The organism is Anaeromicropila populeti (assembly GCF_900112775.1).
GTDB lineage: Bacteria > Bacillota > Clostridia > Lachnospirales > Lachnospiraceae > Anaeromicropila_A > Anaeromicropila_A populeti.
Genome location: NZ_FOYZ01000007.1, coordinates 118,516 through 141,261 on the forward strand (window position 1 = coordinate 118,516; position 22,746 = coordinate 141,261).

A 22,746-nucleotide genomic window follows, 5' to 3' on the forward strand; every position below is an offset into this window, starting at 1 on the left:
TCCTTTCAAGTAAAAACAAGGCCTACAACAGATATTACTCTGTCATAGACCCTCACATTATCTTCAGAAAATAATTATCTAGATAACTTCCTAGACATATCATACATGTACTGATCAATATCCTTTGTCATTGAAAGTGCTTCTTGAATATCAAAGTCTACAAAACTGCCTTCTTTATATCCAACCACTCTGTTTGAGGCACCTTGACATAATAAATCTACTGCTCTTGCTCCCATCATAGAGGCATATACCCTGTCCTTACACGTTGGACTTCCGCCACGCTGAATATGTCCAATAATGGTAGCTCTTGCTTCCATACCTGTAGCAGCTTCTACCTTTTTCGCAAGTTCTTCGGATCGTCCAATTCCTTCCGCATTTACAATAATATAGTGCTTCTTTCCTTTATTTCTTTTTTCAATAATATTATTGATAATTGCCTGCTCGTCGAAATCATATCGCTCGGTAATTAAAATCTGCTCTGCTCCATTTGCTATACCGCACCATAATGCAATATATCCTGCATTTCTTCCCATTACCTCAATAACACTACATCTTTCATGTGAAGTAGACGTGTCACGGATTTTATCAATTGCTTCCATCGCTGTATTAACAGCTGTGTCAAAGCCAATGGTATATTCCGTACAGGCAATGTCAAGGTCAATTGTTCCTGGAAGGCCAATGGTGTTAATACCTAAATTAGCCAGTTTTCTGGCACCTTGAAAGGAACCATCTCCACCAATTACAACTAATCCATCAATACCGTGTTTTTCACAGATTTCTGCACCCTTTTTCTGCCCTTCCTCAGTTCTGAATTCAGCACATCTTGCTGTGTAAAGAATAGTACCGCCTCTTCCAATAATATCAGCCACACTATATGCGTCCATATCGAAAATATCTTCTTCTAACAGACCACTATAGCCTCTGCGGATACCCTTCACCTTTTTTCCATTCGCTAATGCTGTTCTTACAACTGCACGAATCGCTGCATTCATACCTGGTGCATCTCCACCACTTGTCAAAACACCTATTGTATTTATTTCCTTTGTCATTTTTATACCTCCACACGAATTATATATAGTAAAAAATAAGTAAATCATTGTTAAAAAATTCACTTATCACAATACATGCCCTGCAAAAATTAATCATTTACCATTTTACCTCTAAATTGTATTATTTTCAATACTCTTTTCAACAACTTTTATATTTTCGTCAAAAAAGTCATTTTTTAATCTATCCAGTACTTGATTTTCAACAGTAATGCCGTATTGCAATGGTAATTTCTTCTTAATTTTTTCCTCACGGCAATAAATCATTACCTCTTCACTGCCTGGAAACTGTTTTAATATCTGCAACAGATGGTACTCGTTATCTAAAAATTCCTGCTTATTTTTAAATTGAATCCATACTTCCTTGGGAATCTGGGCAAACCTCATTATTTTCTGTCCGATTAATTTGGCTGGCTTATCTTCTTCTACTGTAACCTTCCCTTTTATAAAAAGCTTTTCATCCTCTGTCAGATATTCTTTATACTTTTCATATACTCTTGGAAACAATATTACTTCAACAGCTCCAAACAAATCTTCTATCATAACAAATGCCATCATATTATTATCTCTAGTAGACTTAATTGTCTTGGAGACCATCATACCTCCAATTGTTTCAAAACTGCCGTCCTGAACTTTAACATATCCCGTTTCATCTAAAGCAAAATCGGCAGATGTTTTCGTTATATTTTTTGTCCACACACTTTCATACTTTTCCAGCGGATGTCCACTTACATAGATTCCTAAAACTTCTTTTTCAAATGCAAGCAATTGTTCCCTTTCAAACTCTCCTACATCAGGAAAAGCAATTTCATTTTCAAAACCATCTTCCTTCCCTACAAAATCAAACAAGGAAATCTGGCCTGTCATACTGCTTTTCTTCTCCTGGTTTACAGAATCAATTACCTGAACATACACCTGCATCTTCTGCTTTCTAGTTCCTTCTAAACTATCCAGTGCACCTGCCTTAATAAAATTCTCCATTGTCCTCTTATTCACTTCTTTTCCTGACAAACGCAGTACTACATCTTTTAATGAAGTGAATTTACCATTCTGCTCCCGCTCCTCTACAATAGCATGAATTACTGGTTTCCCAAGACCTTTGATTGCCGATAAGCCATAACGGATTGCATTCCCTGAAACGGAAAAAACTGCTTCTCCTTCATTAATATCAGGCGGCAAAATGGGAATCCCCATCTGACGGCAGGTTAGTATATACTCAGAAACCTTGCTGGTATTATCGATTACAGAAGTCATAAGAGCCGCCATATATTCAACTGGAAAATAATATTTTAGATATGCCGTCTGATAAGACACTACTGCATATGCTGCTGCATGAGACTTATTAAATGCATATTTTGCAAAATCTGTCATTTCATCGAAAATCCGGTTAGCTACTTCCTCTGATATTCCATTTACTACACAGCCTAATACACCTTCTGCTTCATTTCCATAAACAAAATTCTGACGTTCCTTCGCCATAACAGAAGCTTTTTTCTTTGACATAGCACGACGAACCAAATCACTTCTACCATAACTGTAGCCCGCTAAATCCCGGACAATCTGCATAACCTGTTCTTGATAAACAATACAGCCATAGGTAGGCGATAAGATTGGCTCCAGTTCTGGGCAATCATAAGCAATGGTATCCTGTTGGTTTTTTCCTTTAATGTACTTTGGTATAAAGTCCATTGGACCTGGACGATATAAAGAAATACCCGCTATAATGTCTTCAATACTTTCTGGCTTTAGCTCCTTCATAAAGCTTTTCATTCCTGCACTTTCCAGCTGGAATATTCCTTCTGTCCTGCCTGTTCCAATCAGTTCAAATACCTTTTTGTCATCATAATTAATATTATAAACTGATAGTTCTTTTCCGTCAGTCAGCATTTTTCTGTTAATCAGCCTTACTGCATTTTGAATAACAGTTAAAGTTCTGAGTCCAAGAAAATCCATTTTTAAAAGTCCCAATTCTTCCAGTGTTGTCATGGTAAACTGGGTTGTAATTGTATTATCCGATGCTCTTGATAAAGGTACATATTCATCTACTGCTTCTTTGCTGATTACAACTCCTGCTGCATGCATAGAAGTATGACGTGGCAGCCCTTCTAAACGCATAGACATATCAATCAAATATTTTGCTTCGTCTTCTTGATCATATAGCTGCTTTAATTCCTTATTTATCTTTAATGCTTTTTCAATTGTAATTCCTAACTCCGTTGGAATCATTTTGGCAATCGAATCTACATATGCATATGGCAAATCCAATGCTCTGCCTACATCTCGAATTACCGCCTTTGCTGCCATGGTTCCAAAGGTTACAATTTGAACCACCCGGTCACTTCCATATTTTTGCACTACATAATCAATCACCTCTTGCCTTCTTTCAAAACAAAAGTCAATATCGATATCTGGCATTGTAAGCCGCTCAGGGTTTAGAAAACGTTCAAACAAAAGATTGTAACGTATCGGGTCAATATCCGTAATTTCCAGGCAATAGGATACAATACTACCCGCAGCGGAGCCTCTTCCTGGACCTACCATTATACCATGATCCTTAGCATACTTTATAAAGTCCCACACAATAAGAAAATAATCCACAAATCCCATACTATGAATCGTTTCTAATTCGTACTCCAGTCTTTCTGTTAGTATATGATCTGGATTCTGATAACGCCTGGAAAGTCCCTCAAAACACTGCTTCCTTAAATACTCCCAAGCTGTATAGCCCTCTGGCACATCAAATTTTGGAAGCTTATAATTACCAAATTCAATTTCTACATGACATCTACTGGAAATTTTCCATGTGTTCTCCAGTGCTTCCTTTGCATATGGAAATAATTCCAGCATTTCCTCTGGTGATTTTAAATAAAATTGTCCACCCTCATATTTCATCCTGTTTTCATCTGAAACCTTTTTCTGCGTCTGAATGCACAATAAAATATCGTGGGGTGTCATATCTTTATCGTAAATATAATGAATATCATTTGTAGCAACCAGTCCTATTCCCGTTTCCTGGCTCATACGTATTAACTGCTGATTCACCACCTGCTGTTCCGATAATCCATGATCTTGTAGTTCAAGGAAAAAATTATTCTCTCCAAATAAATTGTTCAGCCGGACTGCCTCTTTTTTCCCTTCTTCATAAAATCCTTTTCTCAGCTGGGTTGCTACTGCTCCAGCTAAACAGGCACTTAAAGCAATAATGCCTTCATGGTATTGTTCCAGTACCTCATAATCAACTCGCGGTTTATAATAAAAACCCTCTGTAAAACCTTTTGAAACAATTTTCATAAGATTGCTATAGCCTTGATTATTTTCTGCCAGAAGAACAAGATGATTATACCTTGTTTCACTTTGCCCTGCTTCACGGTCAAAACGAGAATTTGGAGCCACGTAAACTTCACATCCAATAATAGGATTAATTCCTTCTGCTTTCGCTGCCTTATAAAAATCAATTACACCGTACATTACACCATGATCGGTAATGGCAATGCTGTCCATACCAATCTCTTTCGTGCGGGTTATCAGTTCCTTTATTTTACTTGAACCATCTAGCAGACTGTACTCAGTATGTACGTGTAAATGTGTGAAATTCATATCGGTTCCCCTTTCTCTTATCTCATTATATCATTACCTTGCTTACTTACTGAATCCGATCCTTTACAATCTGAGAACCTGCCCAGTCCAAATCAATACAGCAGAACCCGATCTCCTCTTCATCTATATACTCAGGAATTGTTTCACATAACTCCTCATATATTTTCCCTGAAACCGCTATGCCATCCGGTCTATCTCCCTTCCTGATGGTAAATTCAAAGCTGCCGTCTTCTGCTATCTGATAGAAAAAGATGTCCGTCAGTTCTGGTTCCTTTAAATGAATCTGCGCAAATAACAGCAGTTTTAATATTTCTATTATTTTATCCTGTAATCTTAAATCTAAAACTCGAATTTTCTCTGAAAATTCTTCTATTGTTCTGCAAATACGTTTTGTATATCCATCCAGCTTCCAGTCTGATTCATCCAGCATGGTTTCCACACCCTGCCCCTGAAGAAGGACAATAATCTTTTTATCCTTGTCCACATAAAAGCAGGGATACACCAGTTTTTGAACCTTTCCACACTGGGGACATTTCCACTGAAAAATGGACATATCCTTCACCTTTTCCTTTTGAACTGGTTCTATTCGATGTACGATACTGTATTCTTCTTTTCTGCCACATTGTGAGCAGACTAGTACAATTTCCTCTTTATTATCCATAATTATCCTCTTATTTATCATGCTATCATTTACTATTCGTACTAAAATCATATCCCTTTTACACTTTACTGTCAATTCTTCTGTGTATCTTTTGTAAAATCGCAAGCCTGTTCTCCTGCGTGTTAAGATTTTTTTAATATATTAGTCAGAAATATTTATTACTTTATTTTATCATATATGTTACTTTGAATTATATATATTAATTTAGGAAAGAGAGGATATTATGAGAAAAATAACGTATATTTTATTTTTAATTCTAATTTCATGTTGTCTATTTGGATGTTCACCACAAAAAAACGCCGAAACTACACCCACCTCCAGTACCCCGTCTGCCACACCAGAATCCAAAGGCTCTGACTTTCGCCAAAGAGCATTACAAGGTGAAATCGTAGAGATTCCCTCAGGCAGTTCTGTAGATTTGGATGGTGATTCCAAGGACGAAACCATTGAACTTCTTGTCCCAGCTGATGACGAAGAAAGCTATTCTCTTACTGTAGGTGATTACACTCTGGATAACTCATGCTATGGTCTGACTGGAAAAATATTTCTTGCTAATTTATACGGTAAAGATTTATTTGTTTTAATTGGTGAATATGGTCCCAGCAACGATGATGCCACCTATATTTATAGCTATATAGGTCATGTTCTTACCTATCTCGGAGTTTGTGCAGGACTTCCTGACGTATTTGAGATTAATTCAGATAACACTTTTTCTACTACTGTACGTGGGAATACCTTACAGACATGGTTTCATAGAGCGACCTATGTCATCACCATGTTTCAGACATCTGATACGCGTGATTTTGAGTATATCGGTTTTTCCGAAGTACCTAAAGGCATGTATCCTGTCGGTACAATGGTTTCTGCTAATATTGAGATTCCTGTTTCAAAATCAAGGTATGACCAATCCATTGCATTTGACATACAGCCTGGCGAAATTGTAATGTTTTCGGCTTCTGATGATTCTGACTGGATCTATGTTACTACCTTAGTGGATAGAAAGAGTGGATATATTAGAATAGGCTCTGATACCAATAATCTGGTTGTGGATGGAACCGAAGTAAGTGGTGGTGACTGCTTTAACGGACTTTGCTATGCAGATTAACTTACATACCCTATGAACGAAAAAAGTCATCCCGTATTTTATTGGATGACTTTTTTAACTTACCATAGCCGATTACTATTTGCTGCTTAAATATTTCTCAATATTCTCCATGGCTTCTTCTTCATCTGCCCCAGATGCTGAAACTATCACTTCTTCACCTGCTGCTAAGCCTAAACTCATCATTCCCATAATACTTTTAGCATTCACCTTTTTTTCTTCACATTCTACATAAATAGCACTTTCATATTGACTGGCAACTTGAACAAGTATTGCAACTGGTCTGGCTTCTAAACCAGTTGGAATCTTAATCGTAATTTTCTTTGTAACCATACTTCCTATTCCTCCTTCTGTTCCCTCAAACTATCAGCAATTTTACTGATTTTTCTTAACCTATGATTAACACCTGACTTCCCTATAGGTGGATTCAGCATTGCACCTAATTCCTTTAATGACATGTCAGGACGTTCAATGCGTAATGTTGCCACATCCTCAAGTCCTTCTGTCAACTCACTCAATCCAATGGTATCACGTATAAATATAATGTCCTCAATCTGCTTTGTTGCTGCAATTACTGTTTTATTGATATTTGCTGTTTCACAATTTACCTTACGATTTATGGAGTTACGCATTTCCTTTAAAATTCTAACATTTTCCAAGTCCATAAGAGCCACATGTGCTTCCATGATATTCAACAAATCAACAATTTGTGACCCCTCTTTTATATATACCACAAAATACTTCTTTCTTACAACAATTTTCGAGTCAATTTCAAAAAAATGAATCATTTCACTAAGCATTGCCGCTTTATCAGGAGACATAGTTACTATTTCAAAATGATAAGTCTTGGCAGGATCACTGATTGAACCTGATGCCAAAAAAGCACCCCGGATAAATGCCCGCTTACAGCAGGTATTTTGAGCAACCAGAACACTTGGTAATAATGATTCTGATACACGGATTGAATCATCCACCAGCTTTGTAGCAAGAAGTATTTTTTCAACATCAGCCTTTGTTCTTACCAGTACACAATAACTGTTATTTTTCCTTAATGCCACATTTCTTTTTACTGAAATCTCTGCTTTTACATGAAATGTATTCTTTAATAAAATAAAATATTTTCTAGCAACTGTCAAGTTCTCTGTTGTAATTTTTATCTGATGTCCTCCAGTATTACTATTTGTAATCTCACCAGAAAAACTGATAATTGCAGCTAACTCTGCTATACAACAATGTCTGGCACTAGGAACTTCTCTTGATATTTCTTCTTTAACCTTTAACGAAAATGACATTTCTAAACATCCTTTGCAATATCTCTATGTTCTACCTTAAGCCCATAACCATATTCACCTAGTTTATCACCAATCGCTCTTGCAATTGTAACAGAACGATGTTTTCCACCAGTACAGCCTATTCCAACTACTAGCTGGTTCTTCCCTTCCAAAATATAACTTGGAATAAGAAACTTCAGCATATCCTCTAGTTTGCTTAAAAAAACCTCTGCTTGCTCTGATTTCATTACAAAATCGTATACATCTTGCTCCTGACCTGTTTTTCTTTTTAATTCTGGTACATAATAAGGATTTGGTAAAAATCTCACATCAAATACAAGATCTGCATCTTGCAGAATTCCGTACTTAAAGCCAAATGAAACAATAGAGATAAAAAAGTTCTGATACGATTCGCCTTTTACAAAAATTTTATCTATCTCTGTTTTCAAATCGCGAACCAACATTCTGCTTGTATCAATAATATAATCTGCTCTTGTTTTTAAAAACTCAAGCTTCTCTCTTTCCAGTTCAATCCCTGCATCAATTCTTCCAGCACTTATTAATGGATGCGTTCTTCTTGTTTCTTTATAACGTTTCACCAGTACCTCTGTATTACAGTCTAGAAACAGAATTTCTGGCTTAACTTCAAATTGTTTTAATTGATTTAATATTTCGTCCAATTCCTCTAATGCCTGTCCGCTGCGGATATCCACACCAAGAGCTGCTTTAGATATAGCTTTTCCATGTAGTCCTTCCGCTATTGCCATCCCATCCTGCTCTTCTTTCCTTCCGCCAATTGTCAGCTTTGTCAACACTGGAATCAGTGGAATAGGAAGATTATCTACACAAAAGTACCCTGCATCCTCTAACATTTTTAAGACTGAACTTTTTCCCGCGCCAGACATGCCCGACACTATGACAAACCTCATCCTTTGTTTCACCTTCTCTGCAACACCTAATTTTCTATAAATTCACCAATTAACCTTACTTCTGGCTCTAAGTGAACACCAAATTTCTCATATACAATTATATCTACCTTGTTCATTAATTGCACTGCATCATAAGCTGTTCCATTGCCAACGTTAATCATAAAACCACAGTGCTTATCCGATATCATCATATCTCCCACTCGAAATCCTTTTAGTCCTGCGTCCATAATTAACTTGCCCGCAAAATTCCCCTCTGGCCTCTTAAAAGTACTTCCTGCACTAGGGTATTCCAGTGGCTGCTTTTCCCGACGTCTTTGATTAAAATCCTGCATCTTCTGTCGTATAGCTGACTCATATCCATTTTTAAGAGAAAAAACTGCCTCTATTACAATGTAGCCTTCCTTTTGAATGATGCTTTTCCTATAAGACAGTTCCAACTGTTCTCTGGTTAAAACTAGTATCTCACCTTGTCTTGTCATAACTTTTGCACTCACAATACAGTCCTTTATTTCTCCATCATAAGCGCCTGCATTCATTGCAACTGCTCCTCCAAGAGTTCCAGGTATACCTGCTGCAAACTCAAGCCCAGTAAGAGCATTTCTAGCAGCTTCACCAGAAAGCTTTGACAACATAATACCAGCTCCAGCTGTAATTCTTTTCGTTGCTCCCTCCCATGGTTCTATCTGAATCTTGCTAAACTGATTCTGCATTTCGATTATTACACCACGAAAGCCATTATCTCCAACTAACAGATTGCTCCCATTTCCAATTACATAAAAAGGAATCTCATATTCATTACAGACTTTTATCAATTCACTAAGCGATTCTTCCTTTTCGGGAGAAATAAAATAATCAGCAGGTCCTCCTATTTTAAACGTCGTGTGTTTTGATAACGGTTCGCCCTTTTTGATTTGACTTTTTCCTATCACCTGGGACAACTTTGTTTCAAATTCCTGATACACTTTTTACCTCTTCTATGATTCATTTATAAGCCTAATATATGCTATGATTCTATATTTATTCAAGCACCATTTTTGCACAACCAAAAATGCCTGCGTCATTTTCCAATTTTGCCAAAAGAAATTCTTTATTTTTTAATGCAAACATTGTGTTCTGCTCATAATATTTTTTAACAACAGTTGTTAGGATTTCACCTGCTCTGGATACACCGCCACCAATGACAAAGGCATCTGGATCTACAACTGCTGCAATATGAGAAGCAGCCATTCCAAGGTAATAACCTAATTGTTCTACAAGAACATTTGCTAATTCATCACCCTCTTTTGCACAATCGAATATTGCCTTTGCTGACAAATATTGAACCTCTCGGAGCATAGATGGCTTTTCTGAAGTAATTAACAGACGTTTTGCTTCTTTCACAATACCAGTTGCCGATGCAAACTGCTCTAAACAGCCTCGTTTCCCACAGCCACAAGTATCTTCTTCTTGATAATTAACAGTAATATGTCCAATTTCTCCAGCAGCGCCCTTTGACCCAGTCAAAATTTTCCCACCAATAATTACACCACCACCAACTCCTGTGCCTAATGTAATCATTACAATGTCCTGGTAACCTTTTCCGCCGCCTTTCCACATTTCTCCAAGTGCAGCAACATTTGCATCATTTCCAACTTTTACATTGTCAATACCTGTCAGATTCCTCACCTCATCTGCTACATTAAAGACTCCCCATCCAAGATTAGCACATTTCAATACTGTACCATCCTCTTTGATTGGTCCTGGAATTCCAATACCTATACCAATTATATCTTCCTTCTGAATGCCCATGGTATTCCACTTTTCTAAAAGAGAGGCAGCAATATCACTTAAAATATAGGAGCCTCCTTCATCCTTTCTAGTAACAATTTCCCAATTATCTTGTAAATTGCCTTCTGTATCAAATAAACCAATTTTAACTGTAGTACCTCCTACGTCAACTCCCATGCAGTATTTTCCCATACGAATCCACCTTTCTAAACCTACCGTTCTATTTATTTTTTCATTATGTTATTTGTTACTCTGTTATAAAGCTCTCTGGCTGCATTATAACCCATCTTTTTCTGTCTGTAGTTAACTGCTGCGGACTCACAGATAACGGCTAAATTACGCCCTGGGCGAATAGGAATAGAATGACACACTACTTTATTTCCCAAAAATTCTGTATACTGCTCTTCTAGTCCCAGACGGTCATATTCCTGTTCCTTATTCCATTCCTCCAGCTTAATGACTAAATCTATCGATTGAATATTTTTTACACTTTCCACACCAAAAAGTGTCTTTACATCAATAATTCCAATACCCCTCAACTCAATAAAATGACGTGTAATATCTGGTGCAGTACCAATCAATGTTTCATCGCTTACTTTTTTTATCTCCACAACATCATCCGAAACCAAACGGTGACCACGTTTAATTAATTCCAATGCTGCCTCACTTTTACCAATTCCACTTTCCCCCATGATTAGTAATCCTTCTCCGTATACATCCACCAATACTCCATGAATGGATATTCGAGGAGCCAGTTCAACTTTCAGCCATCTGATTACTTCTGCCATGAAGGACGAGGTTGTCTTACTGGTTTTAAAAATAGGCACACCATACCGGGTACTTAATTCTACAAATTCAGGGGAAATGTCTAAATTTCGACACATAACTATGCAGGGAACCTTTGCTTGCATAATTCGTTCCATCATAGCTACACCATGGTCTTTATCCATTTTCTGCATATAAGTATACTCAACCTGACCGATTATTTGAATCCGGTTAGCATCAAAATAATCAAAAAAACCAGCCAGCTGTAAGGCAGGTCTGTTGACATCAGATTGTGATACTTTAATTTCGTCTATATCAACCTCAGGAGTACAATTTTCCAAATTCATTTTTTCAATTACTTTTGATAAATCAACTGTATATGACATATATAAAATCCTTCCTTTCTTGATACATTCTATAAATCCATCTTTAGCCATTCTAACATATGTCCTTTTGCTGCGCAATAACAGGAACTTATCTAGTGAAAAAACTGATACACCTTTTGTGCCACCTGTTCGTTCATGGATGGAACTTCCGCCAGCTCCGAAACCGTAGCCTCCCGAATTTTCTCTACTGATTTAAAATATCTTAGAAGTGCTTTTCTGCGTACCTCTCCCACACCCTCGATTTCGTCCAGCACCGATTTTACTTGTGCTTTCCCCCGTAAAGAGCGGTGATATTCAATGGCGAACCGATGAGTTTCATCTTGTATTCTGGTGATTAATCGAAATACTTCACTATTTTCTGTAATAGATAATTCAACATTATTATAATACAATCCTCTGGTTCTATGGTTATCATCCTTTACCATACCACAAACCGGAATATTTAATTTTAATTCATCTAACACCTTTAATGCAATATTTACTTGACCCCTTCCGCCATCCATAAGTATGAGCTCTGGAAACTTAGTAAAACTTCCTAATGATTCATCCTTATGATTCCTTCTTAACTCTTCCCGCTCACGAATACCGTGCGCCAGACGGCGAGTCAGAACTTCATACATACTGGCATAATCATCTGGTCCTTTTACAGATTTAATCTTAAACTTCCGGTAATCTGCCCTTTTGGGTTTTCCATTCTCAAAAACCACCATAGATCCAACAGATTCAAAACCATTTGTATTGGAAATATCAAAGGATTCTATTCTATTTAATCCTATCAGGTTCAATATGTCTCCAAGCTGCTTTAACGCTCCTTTTGTTTTAGCCTCTTCTCTCTGTATACGTTCTGCATCCTTTTGCAAAACAATAGATGCATTCTTGATAGCCAGCTCAACAAGCCGTTCTTTCTCCCCTTTTTTAGGAACCTTAATCAATACCTTCTGCCCTTTTTTTGTGGTAAGCCAGTCTGCCAGCAACTCTCCTTCCTCAATCTCTTCTTGAATATAAAGTTCCCTGGGAATATACGGAGTTCCTGCATAAAACTGTTTGATAAAAGCAGTAATTATTTCTACATTTGTTTCTCCAGAAATATTTTTAAAATAGAAATGCTCTCTGCCTATTAATTTTCCACTTCGAATAAAAAAAACCTGCACTACTGCCTCATCTTTTGTCCTTGCTAGTCCTACCATATCCCGATCTGCCAGTTCAGAACTTGTAATCTTCTGCCTTTGAGCAATATGTCTGACACTATTGATTAAATCACGATACTCTGCGGCTTCTTCATATTCCATTCTTTCAGAAGCATTTTTCATCTTCTCTTCCAGCATGGACAATATTTCACCAAAGTTTCCATTCAAAAAATCCAGTACCTGACCAAAATTTTTCCGATACTCTTCCTTGCTGATATACCCGGCACAAGGAGCCTTGCATTGGTGGATATCGTAATATAGACAAGGCCGTTGCTTCCCAATATCTTTTGGTAGATTTCTTGAGCAGGTCCGGACACAGAATATTTTCCGGATTAGTTCGATAATATCCTTTACGGCAGTCATGCTTGTATATGGTCCAAAATACTTCACCTTATTCCGTTCTTCCTTTTTTGTCCGCTCAATCTCATAAGCAAGCATAATTCTCGGATAAGCTTCTCCTAAAGTAACTTTTATAAAGGGATATCCCTTTCCGTCCTTTAGCATCGTGTTATATTTGGGACTGTGTTCCTTAATTAAATTGCATTCTAATACCAGTGCCTCCAACTCAGAGTCTGTTACAATATATTCAAAATGATCAATTAATGAAATCATCTGCTCAATTTTTGATGTGACATTCCGGCCTGCTTGAAAATACTGGCGTACCCGGTTTTTTAAGTTGACCGCTTTTCCAACATAAATAATCTGATCTTGCTTATCATGCATTAGATAAACCCCTGGACTATTGGGCAGTTTTTTCAATTCTTCTTCCAAATCAAACATTTGCTATCCTCCGCCAGCTCATTTTATCTTACATAAATTTTTCTATTACATGGGCAACTCCATCGTTATCATTGGTTAATGTAATATAATCTGCTGCTTCCTTAACAATTTCTTGTGCATTTCCCATTGCCACACCCATACCTGCATATTGAATCATTGTCAAATCATTAAATCCGTCTCCACAGCTAATCATCTGTTCTTTTGTCATTCCCAGGTGCTCCAAAAGCCGCTCTAACGAATAGGCTTTATCAATATTCATTGGCATAATCTCCAAAAAAAACGGCTCAGAACGGAAAATGCTCAGTCGGTCACCAAATCTCTCTTTCATTTTCTTTTCTACCTCTGCCAGATACATTCCATCCCCTGTCATAATACATTTATTTACCGGGCTATCTACGTGGCTAATGAGGTTGTCCACACTTTTCACTGATAGATGGTTAATTCGCCCTTCCAATTCAATGTATTCATCCACATGAAATCCTATCACTCCTTCTGTGTCATAGGTCAGCATTCCTACTTTGTATTCCTTTGCTGCCTCAAACAATTCTGGTAACAGTTCCATTGGCAATGTCTTTTCATATATAGTTTTTCCTGATTTGCAATCTAATACCTTTGCTCCATTATATGCCAGAATAAAACCCCCGTATTCATCCAGCTTTAACATTTTTGCAAGATTCAGAATACCTGGTGTAGGTCTTCCAGAAGCCAGTACAACTCTGTGTCCTCTCTCCTGAATCTGAAAAATCGCATTTAATGTCCTTTCCGAAACTTTCTTTTCAGATGTTGTCAATGTTCCGTCAATATCTAGTACTAAAATCTCGTATGCCATCCTTATCTCTCCTTTTCTTAAAACACTGTTGATCGAGAATAAAGACCGCACAATTGCACGGTCTTTTTTACTCAAATCAATCTACCTCTTTGATTCCCTTAAATATTTCCATAAATTGTTTTCCTGTAATAGTTTCCTTCTCATACAGGTACTCTGCAATTCTATCCAAAGCCTCTGTATTTTCCAGGATCATTCTTTTTGCCTCACCATAGCATTCATTAATAATGCGCATTACTTCCTTATCTATTTCCGTAGCAGTTTCTTCACTGCATGTACGAACCGATCTGCCATCTAAGTACTTGCTTTCAATTGATTCTAAGCTAACTAAACCAAACTTCTCTGACATACCATAATGGGTTATCATAGCCCTGGCTATTGCAGTTGCTCTTTCAATATCATTAGATGCCCCACTTGTGACGGAATGAAATTTAATTTCTTCTGCTGCCCTTCCTGCACAAAAGGTGGTGATTTCCGCCATCATTTCTTCTTTTGATTTTAAGTACTTCTCCTCCTCAGGTGCCTGCATTACATATCCTAAAGTTCCCATTGTTCTAGGTACAATTGTAATCTTCTGAACAGGCTCTGTATCCTTCTGGAGAGCTGTTACTAATGCATGACCCACTTCATGATAGGCAACAATTTCTTTTTCCTTTTTGCTCAATATTCTGTCTTTCTTTTCTTTACCAGCAATTACAACTTCTACTGCTTCAAATAAATCGTTTTGTGATACAGCCATTCTACCGCCTTTTACTGCCATAATCGCTGCTTCATTAATCATATTTGCCAAATCAGAGCCCACCGCTCCTGATGTTGCCAGAGCAATTGCATCTAAGTCTACGGTATCATCCATCGATACATTTTTTGCATGTACCTTCAGTATTTCAACCCTTCCCTTTAAATCAGGACGATCTACAATTACTCTTCTGTCAAATCGACCCGGACGCAATAATGCTTTATCTAAAACCTCTGGACGATTTGTTGCTGCTAAAATAACCAGACCTTTTGAAGAATCAAAGCCATCCATTTCAGCTAATAACTGGTTTAATGTCTGCTCTCTCTCATCATTTCCTCCTCCGGAATGGGAATCTCTGCTCTTTCCTATTGCATCGATTTCGTCAATAAAAACGATACAAGGTGCCATTTGCTGTGCCTGTTTAAATAAATCCCTTACTCTAGAAGCACCTACACCAACAAACATTTCAACAAAGCTTGATCCTGATAAGGAAAAAAATGGCACATTAGCTTCTCCAGCAACTGCTTTTGCTAATAATGTCTTACCTGTTCCAGGAGGTCCAACTAACAATGCACCTTTTGGCAGCTTCGCGCCTATTTTGGTGTATTTCCCTGGATTATGCAAAAAATCAACCAGCTCAGTTATCGAATCTTTTGCTTCATCCTGCCCAGCAACGTCTTTGAAAGTAACACCTGTTTCTTTTTCTACATAAATCTTGGCATTGCTTTTGCCAACTCCCATCACTCCGCTGCTGCTTTTGGAAACCATACGGAATAAAAACCATGCTACTCCCCAAAGCATTGCTATTGGAAAAATATACACTAATACAAATTCCAAGATACTGGTTCCCGTATCTTGAACCTCTGCACGGAACGTAATATTTTTTTCTTCCAGCTTAGCAATAACCTCTCTGTCCAATCCAATTATTCCCGTATAATACGTTTTTTCAAATCCAAACGCACTTTCTGCCTGCTTCTTTGGATTGATTAAAATTCGATTGCTCTCAAATACAACTGACTTTATCTCTTCCTTATCTATCATATCGAGGAACTCACTATATTCCACCTCAACATAACGTTCCTTTTCGATTTGATCATTTATATAAGAAATCCCTACAATGGTTAATAACGTAATAATAAGGCCTAAAAAAATCCCCATTCTGCTGTTCTTGTTATTCTTGTCATTATTATTTTTATTATTGGTATTCCTATTTATATTGCTTCCGTTATTCATATTCGACCTCCTTTGCGCTAAACCCATTATAAAGGTAGTTTTACCATAAATCAATATGCTATTATCTTAACTTTGTCTAAAATTTTTATTTTTTATGGGTAGATTTTTTATTTTCAAAGAGTTATAATGGAACAGTTAATGTTGACAAAGAGCCATTATAACTATAGATAGGTAAACAGCCAAGGAGGAAAAGAAATGTCTGTGAAATATGTCTTTGTAACAGGTGGCGTAGTTTCTGGATTAGGAAAAGGTATCACTGCTGCTTCATTAGGACGATTACTGAAAATGCGTGGTTACAATGTAACGATGCAAAAATTTGACCCTTACATTAATATTGATCCTGGTACCATGAATCCAATACAGCATGGAGAAGTATTTGTTACGGATGATGGTGCGGAAACTGATTTAGATCTTGGCCATTATGAACGTTTTATTGATGAAAGCTTAACCAAGCAGTCCAATGTTACAACAGGTAAGATTTACTGGTCCGTTTTGTCTAAAGAACGAAGAGGTGACTTTGGTGGTGGTACAGTTCAAGTAATCCCCCATATTACGAATGAAATTAAAAGCCGTTTTTATCGCAATGATGGCTGTAAAGATACCCAGATAGCAATTATCGAAGTTGGTGGTACAGTTGGTGATATTGAAAGCCAGCCATTTTTAGAATCTATTCGCCAGTTTCAGCATGATGTTGGTCATAAAAATGTTATTTTAATTCATGTTACTTTAATTCCATATTTAAAAGCTTCTGGTGAAATCAAAACAAAACCAACACAAGCCAGTGTAAAAGAACTTCAAGGAATGGGAATTCAGCCTGATATTATTGTTTGCCGTACTGAGGTAGGATTATCACAAGGAATTAAAGACAAAATTGCTTTATTCTGTAATGTGCCTTCTAACCATGTGATTCAAAATTTAGATGTTGAAACTTTATATGAAGCTCCACTCGCCATGGAACAGGAGCATTTAGCTGATATTGCATGTGAATGTCTGCAACTAGACTGTCCTGCTCCTGATTTAGCCGAATGGGAGGACATGGTACATGCTTTGAAGAACCCTGAAAAAGAAGTTACAATTGCCCTTGTTGGTAAATATACACAATTACATGATGCTTATATCAGTGTCGTTGAATCTTTAAAGCATGGTGCAGTAGCTCATAATGCAAGTGTAAATATTAAATGGATTCCTTCTGAAACAGTAACAGCTGAAAATGCTGCTTCTATTCTTCAGGATGTTCATGGTATTCTTGTTCCTGGAGGATTTGGTGACAGGGGAATTGATGGTAAAATATTAGCCATACAATATGCCCGTGAGAATAAAATTCCATATCTTGGACTTTGCCTTGGAATGCAGCTTGCTATTGTTGAATTTTCAAGGAATGTAATTGGTTTTCGTGATGCACACAGTGCTGAATTAGATCCTGGCACAACTCACCCAGTCATTCATTTAATGCCTGAACAGGATGGTATTGAAGATATTGGTGGTACTTTAAGACTAGGTTCTTATCCATGTATACTGGAAGAAGGTACAAAGGCATTTGAAGTATATGGTAAAAAAGAAATATTTGAGCGCCACAGACACCGTTATGAGGTAAATAATTATTATCGTGAAGATTTAGAAAAAGGTGGTTTAACGTTATCTGGACTGTCTCCTAATGGCAGAATCGTTGAGATGTGTGAAATATCCTCTCACCCATGGTTTGTAGCCACACAGGCTCATCCAGAATTTAAGTCCAGACCTAACCGTCCACATCCACTGTTTAAAGGATTTATTGGTGCTTCCATTGAACATATGGAAAAATAGAATTAGAATGTTAAAAATACAAGGTTGCCAGATGAAATGGCAGCCTTATTTTTAGTTTGAAGTGTGTTTCTTTACTATTACAAATTAGCATAACAACTTATTCATCATATATGAATTCTTTAAAAATAAGCCCTACATTTGTTTTCCTATGTAACGAATGGCAACCCTGCATTATAAATTTCCATGTTGCCACATAATCACCAGAAACCTTTATCTCTGGATTATTTATATAAAGTATAAATTCCTTTTCTCTATCTATATACTGATCTGAAAACTGCTCTGCTAGCTGTACTTTTCTATTTTTATCAACTTCCTCAACTATATTATATAGAACATGCTCCAAATTTCTGGAAAAGTAATATATTCTATAATTTAATTTGTACACTATACCATCATTCTCTTTATTTGGTATTTGCTTAATAATATAAGTCTTTTTTATTAAAAAGGATAAAATATCTCTTTTTCTTATATTTCGAGCAATCATCCGATTTCTATCTTTTGCATAAATAAAGTCCAAAGTATAACTCGTTACCTGATTCTTTGATTTTAATACCTTTTCTGGTGCAACCCCAGCACCATCCATATCTGTTAGCTGAATGATCTGCAAAATATCACTTGCCGTTACTTGTGGATTCTTTTCTAAAAACTTGTCAATTTTGCTAATTATAACTGAGTCAATATTATTTTTCCCAATATTCTCGTCTGCTGTTATATCTGTTTTTATTATTTCAAATTTAATCCTTTCATGTTCAAAAATAACTTCAAAAATAGTCTCCAAAGCTTCTACATCTGATTTTCCTTCCACTAAAAAAAGAACTATTTTCTTTTCCCTCAATCCTCATTCCTCCCAGACTTTCTAAATGCTCGTTTAATTTTTGCTTGACTTGTAGATTTGTAAAAATGTTCTTCTGTTCCCAGATAGATTTCCCTTAAATATGATAACCTTTTATTTTGAGTATTTTTAATATATTTAAGTCCACCATAACAATTTTCTGAATCTGTTGTTGTAAATATTAACGATTCGTTGTCCAATACCTCTAATGGTCTTAAATTATGTGAAGTAAAAATCATTTGTCCTTGAGCTGATTCCTGCATTATTTCTATTAATTGTCCTAATAAATATTCAAAAATACCCGAATCCAATTCATCTATTATTAAACAAACAGATGCTCTATTATAACAAGCTATTATTGCATTGCATACTGAAATAAGTTTCTTAATACCAGCCGATTCACATTCTAAAGGTATTAGACTTCCATTTCTTTTTGTTGCAAGTTCAAAGCTAACGCCAGGCTCTCCATTATCCAAAAGTTTATTTTCCACATTACTTACTTGTAAAACTAAATCTGGAATTAAGGCACTGATAACTGCATTCGTCTGATTAACAACTTTTTCAAATACAATGAATAACTCTTTGGACAAAATAGCTTTTTTTTCAATATCTATTGATAACTGCCCTACTAATTGACTAGATTCCTTTTTCATATTTAAATGAAATACCATTTTAGATAAATTCAGATCTATTAAACCCAGATCCTCATTTTGAATTACAATTAAATCTTTAGTTGCATAGTCTACTAGGCTATTTATTATCTCATAAACTTCTTTCAACTCTATTATTTTAGAAAATACTTCTCCCACAATTTTTGAAAATATAATAGATTTATTGTGAGATATTCCTGTTTTGTCATCATATATATTGGCTAACTCTTGTGCCATCTTTACACGAACAAAATTATCTAAATCAGACTTTAAAAGATCCGTTATCTCTTTTTGTCTAAAAACTAACTCTCTATCATCTTCATCATAACTCAAAATCTTTTTGTTTGATTTCCATATACCACTTTTACAGACTGCACCATAGAGCTTTTCTTCTGTTAAAACAATTCTTTTATTATCTTCCTTTTTAATTGCAAAAGAATACTCTATATTATACTTATCACTTCCTCTTTCCACGTAAAACCAAAATCCTAATCTCGCTTCATTTTTACTACTTTTTATATATTTATAGGTATTAGGTGGTAACGTATCTCCCACAAGAATATTTTTAAGCATATACATAACATCTACAACTGCCGTTTTTCCTGAGCCATTTTGTCCATATATTCCTAATATACTATTTTCTCCTTTATATTCGTTGTTCTTGCTGTATTTGGATAAAACAATTGTACCATTTGTAACATTTTTTATATTATTTATACTTATTTTTTGTAATCTGACAAAATTGCTTTCCATTATACTACCTCCAATATTTTAACCAATACTATTATATCACTTTATTATACGAAAACAACATGAATTTGTTAAAAAAATTAACACTTTGTTCACATTACCCCCAATAGCATTCTTTTTCCTTCTCTGTTAATTGTTCCACAAACTCCTTCTTTCTCCTTAAAAACTGCTCTAAATCTGCCAATATTTGAAACAGCACTGCCCTGCTTTCAAATTCCATCCTGCTCTTTGGCAGTTCATCTTGCTTATAAAAGGCTTTTAGCTTTGCCAGTTCATCTAATAAAGCAGCCGCATTATTAGATTCGTGTAAACTTTCTGCAATGTGCTTCAGAAGAAGGGCGATTCCCTCTGCCTGCAATGGAACACCCGATAGCATTAAAATATGCTGATATATATTTTTCAAAATGTCTACTTGTTTTTTCCGCATTTCCATATATTCAATAAAATATTTGGTATCGGCAAAAAAATGGTTATTCATATTTTCAAATGCCTTTTTTGTTGCAGTATGAATCAGCCTTTCCAATGGGATAAAGCAGTCATCGGTATAGTTACCTTTATCAACCTGCAACACATAAAATGCCATTCTATCTAAAATAGCTTTAAAAGCTGTTTCAATTTCCATTTGACTTCTTCTGATATCTTTTATATTTCTTGGATTATAAAGATTAAGAATAACACCCATTCCTGCACCAACCAAAAGAAGCCCCACCTCATTTTGTATCAGTGAAGCCTTCATATTGCCCTGTGCCAGAAAATGCGTGGCAAGAACAGCATTCATTGCAATTGCATCCTGTACGTTCAATACATCACATATAAGAATAAAGAGAAATATAAAAATTCCAAATGAAACACCTTGATATCCAAACACATAAAAAATAATGCTGCAAAGAAATAGCATGATGAGAAAGGCGCCCATTCTTTTTAGCACAAGATAAATTGTTTCCTTCTTTGTATCCTGAATTGTCAGAAGTGTTATGATCCCTGCCGATGGGGCAAATATCAAATTACATTTATATGCAATCAGAATACTTAAAGTTGCCCCTACTGCTATTTTTAGAAACTTAAAATACTTTATCATGCTTCCCCCTTGTGTATCTGACTCTGTTTCACATATCATTAGTATTCATTAAAAAATCAACTGCGTTTATCCATTTGATTCCCTCAACTTTAAAAGTAAGCTCTTTGTCAAAGGAAATTACCAGTTTTACAAAATTATCACGAATAGCTTTTAACGATGCCAGTTCTTTTTCCACTGTTGTTTCACTATCCAGCAAATCCACAACTTGTATATAAATTCTTTCCATTTCTTTCATTGCTACAAAGTCAATTTCCTTTGCATTAAATTTTCCAACATAAACCTTATATCCTCGCCGCAATAGTTCTAAATAGACTGCATTTTCAAGTAGCGCTTCTCTTGTCAATATCTGATATCCTAAAACCCCATAACTGATTCCTGCATCACACAAGAAATATCTTTCCAATGTTTCCAAAACCCGTTCTCCCTTAATATCATATCTGGGGGCCTTATAAAACAGAAAGCTTTCTTCCAGTACCTTTACATAGCTGTATACCGTATCCATTCCCAGCTTCTTCCCCTGACTTTTCATAAAGTCACAAATACTCTTCACAGACATTGTTTTGCCGATATTCTGCACCAGATACCGGACAATCTCTTCCATTAAAACAGCATCCCGAATTTTGTTTCTCTGAATTACATCCTTTAACATGACATATGCATAAATACCTTTTAAATGCTGGCTTACTAACTCTTCATCCGAACTCATCCAATGAACTCCTGGAAACCCTCCATACTTTAAAAATCTTAAAAATAAATCATAAAACATATCTGAATCACAGTACTTTTCCCCACAGTCCACTTCTAAATATTCAAGATATTCCCAAAAACAAAATGGATAAATCGGAATCTCCACATATTTATCCCTCCATTCTTCCAACACCCTCATTTGCCCCGTCGAACGTGTTACATATATCTCACAATCTATATTTTCCTGAAGCCTAAAAACAGCATTTTCCCAATCTTCAACTTCCTGAATTTCATCTAATAAAAAATAGTATTTTTCTTCCTGCTCCTCTGCCTTGTTTATCAGATACTGAAACAGACTTTCTGCGTCTTTGTCCATATACTGAATGTCAGCCTCAAAATTAATTGAAATAATATGATCTGGCAAAATTCCTCCTGCTTGTAATCTGTCTGCCAGAAGTGCCAAAACACTGCTTTTTCCCGTTCTCTTAATACCAACCAGCATCTTTACAAGTGGCGAGTCAAAATGCTTTTCTAATAGGTCCATATAATGTGGTCTCTGAATCATGTCGATCCTCCTGATGATGTTATATAGTTATAATAGAACATTTTCATTTATTCTATTCTACCTTAAAAGCAAATACCAAAAATAATTTTAGCACT

At 36.1% G+C, this 22,746-nt stretch carries 18 protein-coding genes; 2 read left to right on the top strand and 16 right to left on the bottom strand.

Going from position 1 to position 22,746, the window contains the following annotated elements; all coding sequences use genetic code 11:
* Nucleotides 1–74: 74 nt before the first annotated feature.
* From pfkA to BM305_RS10280, 3 genes are all read right to left on the bottom strand, one after another.
* On the bottom strand, nucleotides 75–1,049 hold the full coding sequence (pfkA, locus tag BM305_RS10270; RefSeq protein ID WP_092560616.1) for a 6-phosphofructokinase: 975 nt from the start codon (nucleotides 1,047–1,049) through the stop codon (nucleotides 75–77).
* Between the two features lie 111 nt (nucleotides 1,050–1,160).
* On the bottom strand, nucleotides 1,161–4,643 hold the full coding sequence (locus tag BM305_RS10275; RefSeq protein ID WP_092560617.1) for a DNA polymerase III subunit alpha: 3,483 nt from the start codon (nucleotides 4,641–4,643) through the stop codon (nucleotides 1,161–1,163).
* Between the two features lie 46 nt (nucleotides 4,644–4,689).
* Nucleotides 4,690–5,304, bottom strand: a complete 615-nt coding sequence (locus tag BM305_RS10280; RefSeq protein ID WP_177214677.1) for a CpXC domain-containing protein — start codon at nucleotides 5,302–5,304, stop codon at nucleotides 4,690–4,692.
* Nucleotides 5,305–5,527: 223 nt separating this feature from the next.
* Here BM305_RS10280 and BM305_RS10285 point away from each other — a divergent pair, with 223 nt between their 5' ends.
* Nucleotides 5,528–6,409 (top strand): hypothetical protein, encoded by an 882-nt coding sequence (locus tag BM305_RS10285; protein WP_092560619.1) that lies wholly within the window; start codon nucleotides 5,528–5,530, stop codon nucleotides 6,407–6,409.
* A gap of 75 nt (nucleotides 6,410–6,484) precedes the next feature.
* Here the strand turns inward: BM305_RS10285 and BM305_RS10290 are convergent, their stop codons facing one another.
* The 9 genes from BM305_RS10290 to ftsH form a co-directional block, all read right to left on the bottom strand.
* The gene (locus BM305_RS10290; protein ID WP_092560620.1) at nucleotides 6,485–6,739 is read right to left on the bottom strand and encodes an HPr family phosphocarrier protein; all 255 of its coding nucleotides are present in this window, start codon (nucleotides 6,737–6,739) and stop codon (nucleotides 6,485–6,487) included.
* A 5-nt stretch (nucleotides 6,740–6,744) separates the two neighbouring features.
* The gene (whiA, locus tag BM305_RS10295) at nucleotides 6,745–7,698 is read right to left on the bottom strand and encodes a DNA-binding protein WhiA (protein WP_092560621.1); all 954 of its coding nucleotides are present in this window, start codon (nucleotides 7,696–7,698) and stop codon (nucleotides 6,745–6,747) included.
* A 2-nt stretch (nucleotides 7,699–7,700) separates the two neighbouring features.
* Entirely contained in the window at nucleotides 7,701–8,606 is a 906-nt protein-coding gene (gene rapZ, locus BM305_RS10300; RefSeq protein WP_092560622.1) for an RNase adapter RapZ, read from the bottom strand.
* 26 nt (nucleotides 8,607–8,632) lie between these two features.
* Nucleotides 8,633–9,568: a UDP-N-acetylmuramate dehydrogenase gene (murB, locus tag BM305_RS10305; protein WP_092560623.1), complete on the bottom strand. Its 936-nt coding sequence runs from the start codon at nucleotides 9,566–9,568 to the stop codon at nucleotides 8,633–8,635.
* Between the two features lie 55 nt (nucleotides 9,569–9,623).
* Entirely contained in the window at nucleotides 9,624–10,565 is a 942-nt protein-coding gene (locus BM305_RS10310) for an ROK family glucokinase (RefSeq protein WP_092560624.1), read from the bottom strand.
* 32 nt (nucleotides 10,566–10,597) lie between these two features.
* A complete protein-coding gene (gene hprK / locus BM305_RS10315) occupies nucleotides 10,598–11,524 on the bottom strand; it encodes an HPr(Ser) kinase/phosphatase (RefSeq protein WP_092560625.1) in 927 nt (308 codons plus the stop codon).
* A gap of 92 nt (nucleotides 11,525–11,616) precedes the next feature.
* Nucleotides 11,617–13,491, bottom strand: a complete 1,875-nt coding sequence (gene uvrC / locus BM305_RS10320) for an excinuclease ABC subunit UvrC (RefSeq protein ID WP_092560626.1) — start codon at nucleotides 13,489–13,491, stop codon at nucleotides 11,617–11,619.
* Nucleotides 13,492–13,519: 28 nt separating this feature from the next.
* Nucleotides 13,520–14,320: a Cof-type HAD-IIB family hydrolase gene (locus BM305_RS10325; RefSeq protein ID WP_092560627.1), complete on the bottom strand. Its 801-nt coding sequence runs from the start codon at nucleotides 14,318–14,320 to the stop codon at nucleotides 13,520–13,522.
* Nucleotides 14,321–14,396: 76 nt separating this feature from the next.
* Complete coding sequence (gene ftsH, locus BM305_RS10330) at nucleotides 14,397–16,286, bottom strand: ATP-dependent zinc metalloprotease FtsH (RefSeq protein ID WP_092560628.1); 1,890 nt, start codon at nucleotides 16,284–16,286, stop codon at nucleotides 14,397–14,399.
* Nucleotides 16,287–16,481: 195 nt separating this feature from the next.
* Here ftsH and BM305_RS10335 point away from each other — a divergent pair, with 195 nt between their 5' ends.
* The gene (locus BM305_RS10335) at nucleotides 16,482–18,089 is read left to right on the top strand and encodes a CTP synthase (protein WP_092560629.1); all 1,608 of its coding nucleotides are present in this window, start codon (nucleotides 16,482–16,484) and stop codon (nucleotides 18,087–18,089) included.
* A gap of 97 nt (nucleotides 18,090–18,186) precedes the next feature.
* On the opposite strand, the gene BM305_RS10340 is transcribed toward BM305_RS10335, so the two are convergent.
* From BM305_RS10340 to BM305_RS10355, 4 genes are all read right to left on the bottom strand, one after another.
* Nucleotides 18,187–18,924 carry a hypothetical protein gene (locus BM305_RS10340; protein WP_092560630.1) on the bottom strand — a complete coding sequence of 246 codons (738 nt, stop codon included), beginning with the start codon at nucleotides 18,922–18,924 and terminating at the stop codon, nucleotides 18,187–18,189.
* Nucleotides 18,921–20,324: an AAA family ATPase gene (locus tag BM305_RS10345; RefSeq protein WP_092560631.1), complete on the bottom strand. Its 1,404-nt coding sequence runs from the start codon at nucleotides 20,322–20,324 to the stop codon at nucleotides 18,921–18,923. Before BM305_RS10345 ends, BM305_RS10340 begins: the two co-directional genes overlap by 4 nt.
* A 94-nt stretch (nucleotides 20,325–20,418) precedes the next feature.
* Entirely contained in the window at nucleotides 20,419–21,399 is a 981-nt protein-coding gene (locus BM305_RS10350) for an aromatic acid exporter family protein (RefSeq protein ID WP_177214678.1), read from the bottom strand.
* Between the two features lie 28 nt (nucleotides 21,400–21,427).
* Nucleotides 21,428–22,651: an ATP-binding protein gene (locus tag BM305_RS10355; RefSeq protein ID WP_092560633.1), complete on the bottom strand. Its 1,224-nt coding sequence runs from the start codon at nucleotides 22,649–22,651 to the stop codon at nucleotides 21,428–21,430.
* Nucleotides 22,652–22,746: the final 95 nt, after the last annotated feature.

Coding starts and splice junctions, on each gene's coding strand:
- pfkA (WP_092560616.1), bottom strand. CDS start 1,049: ATGACAAAGGAAATAAATACAATAGGTGTTTTGACAAGTGGTGGAGAT.
- BM305_RS10275 (WP_092560617.1), bottom strand. CDS start 4,643: ATGAATTTCACACATTTACACGTACATACTGAGTACAGTCTGCTAGAT.
- BM305_RS10280 (WP_177214677.1), bottom strand. CDS start 5,304: ATGGATAATAAAGAGGAAATTGTACTAGTCTGCTCACAATGTGGCAGA.
- BM305_RS10285 (WP_092560619.1), top strand. CDS start 5,528: ATGAGAAAAATAACGTATATTTTATTTTTAATTCTAATTTCATGTTGT.
- BM305_RS10290 (WP_092560620.1), bottom strand. CDS start 6,739: ATGGTTACAAAGAAAATTACGATTAAGATTCCAACTGGTTTAGAAGCC.
- whiA (WP_092560621.1), bottom strand. CDS start 7,698: ATGTCATTTTCGTTAAAGGTTAAAGAAGAAATATCAAGAGAAGTTCCT.
- rapZ (WP_092560622.1), bottom strand. CDS start 8,606: ATGAGGTTTGTCATAGTGTCGGGCATGTCTGGCGCGGGAAAAAGTTCA.
- BM305_RS10310 (WP_092560624.1), bottom strand. CDS start 10,565: ATGGGAAAATACTGCATGGGAGTTGACGTAGGAGGTACTACAGTTAAA.
- hprK (WP_092560625.1), bottom strand. CDS start 11,524: ATGTCATATACAGTTGATTTATCAAAAGTAATTGAAAAAATGAATTTG.
- uvrC (WP_092560626.1), bottom strand. CDS start 13,491: ATGTTTGATTTGGAAGAAGAATTGAAAAAACTGCCCAATAGTCCAGGG.
- BM305_RS10325 (WP_092560627.1), bottom strand. CDS start 14,320: ATGGCATACGAGATTTTAGTACTAGATATTGACGGAACATTGACAACA.
- ftsH (WP_092560628.1), bottom strand. CDS start 16,286: ATGAATAACGGAAGCAATATAAATAGGAATACCAATAATAAAAATAAT.
- BM305_RS10335 (WP_092560629.1), top strand. CDS start 16,482: ATGTCTGTGAAATATGTCTTTGTAACAGGTGGCGTAGTTTCTGGATTA.
- BM305_RS10345 (WP_092560631.1), bottom strand. CDS start 20,324: ATGGAAAGCAATTTTGTCAGATTACAAAAAATAAGTATAAATAATATA.
- BM305_RS10350 (WP_177214678.1), bottom strand. CDS start 21,399: ATGATAAAGTATTTTAAGTTTCTAAAAATAGCAGTAGGGGCAACTTTA.
- BM305_RS10355 (WP_092560633.1), bottom strand. CDS start 22,651: ATGATTCAGAGACCACATTATATGGACCTATTAGAAAAGCATTTTGAC.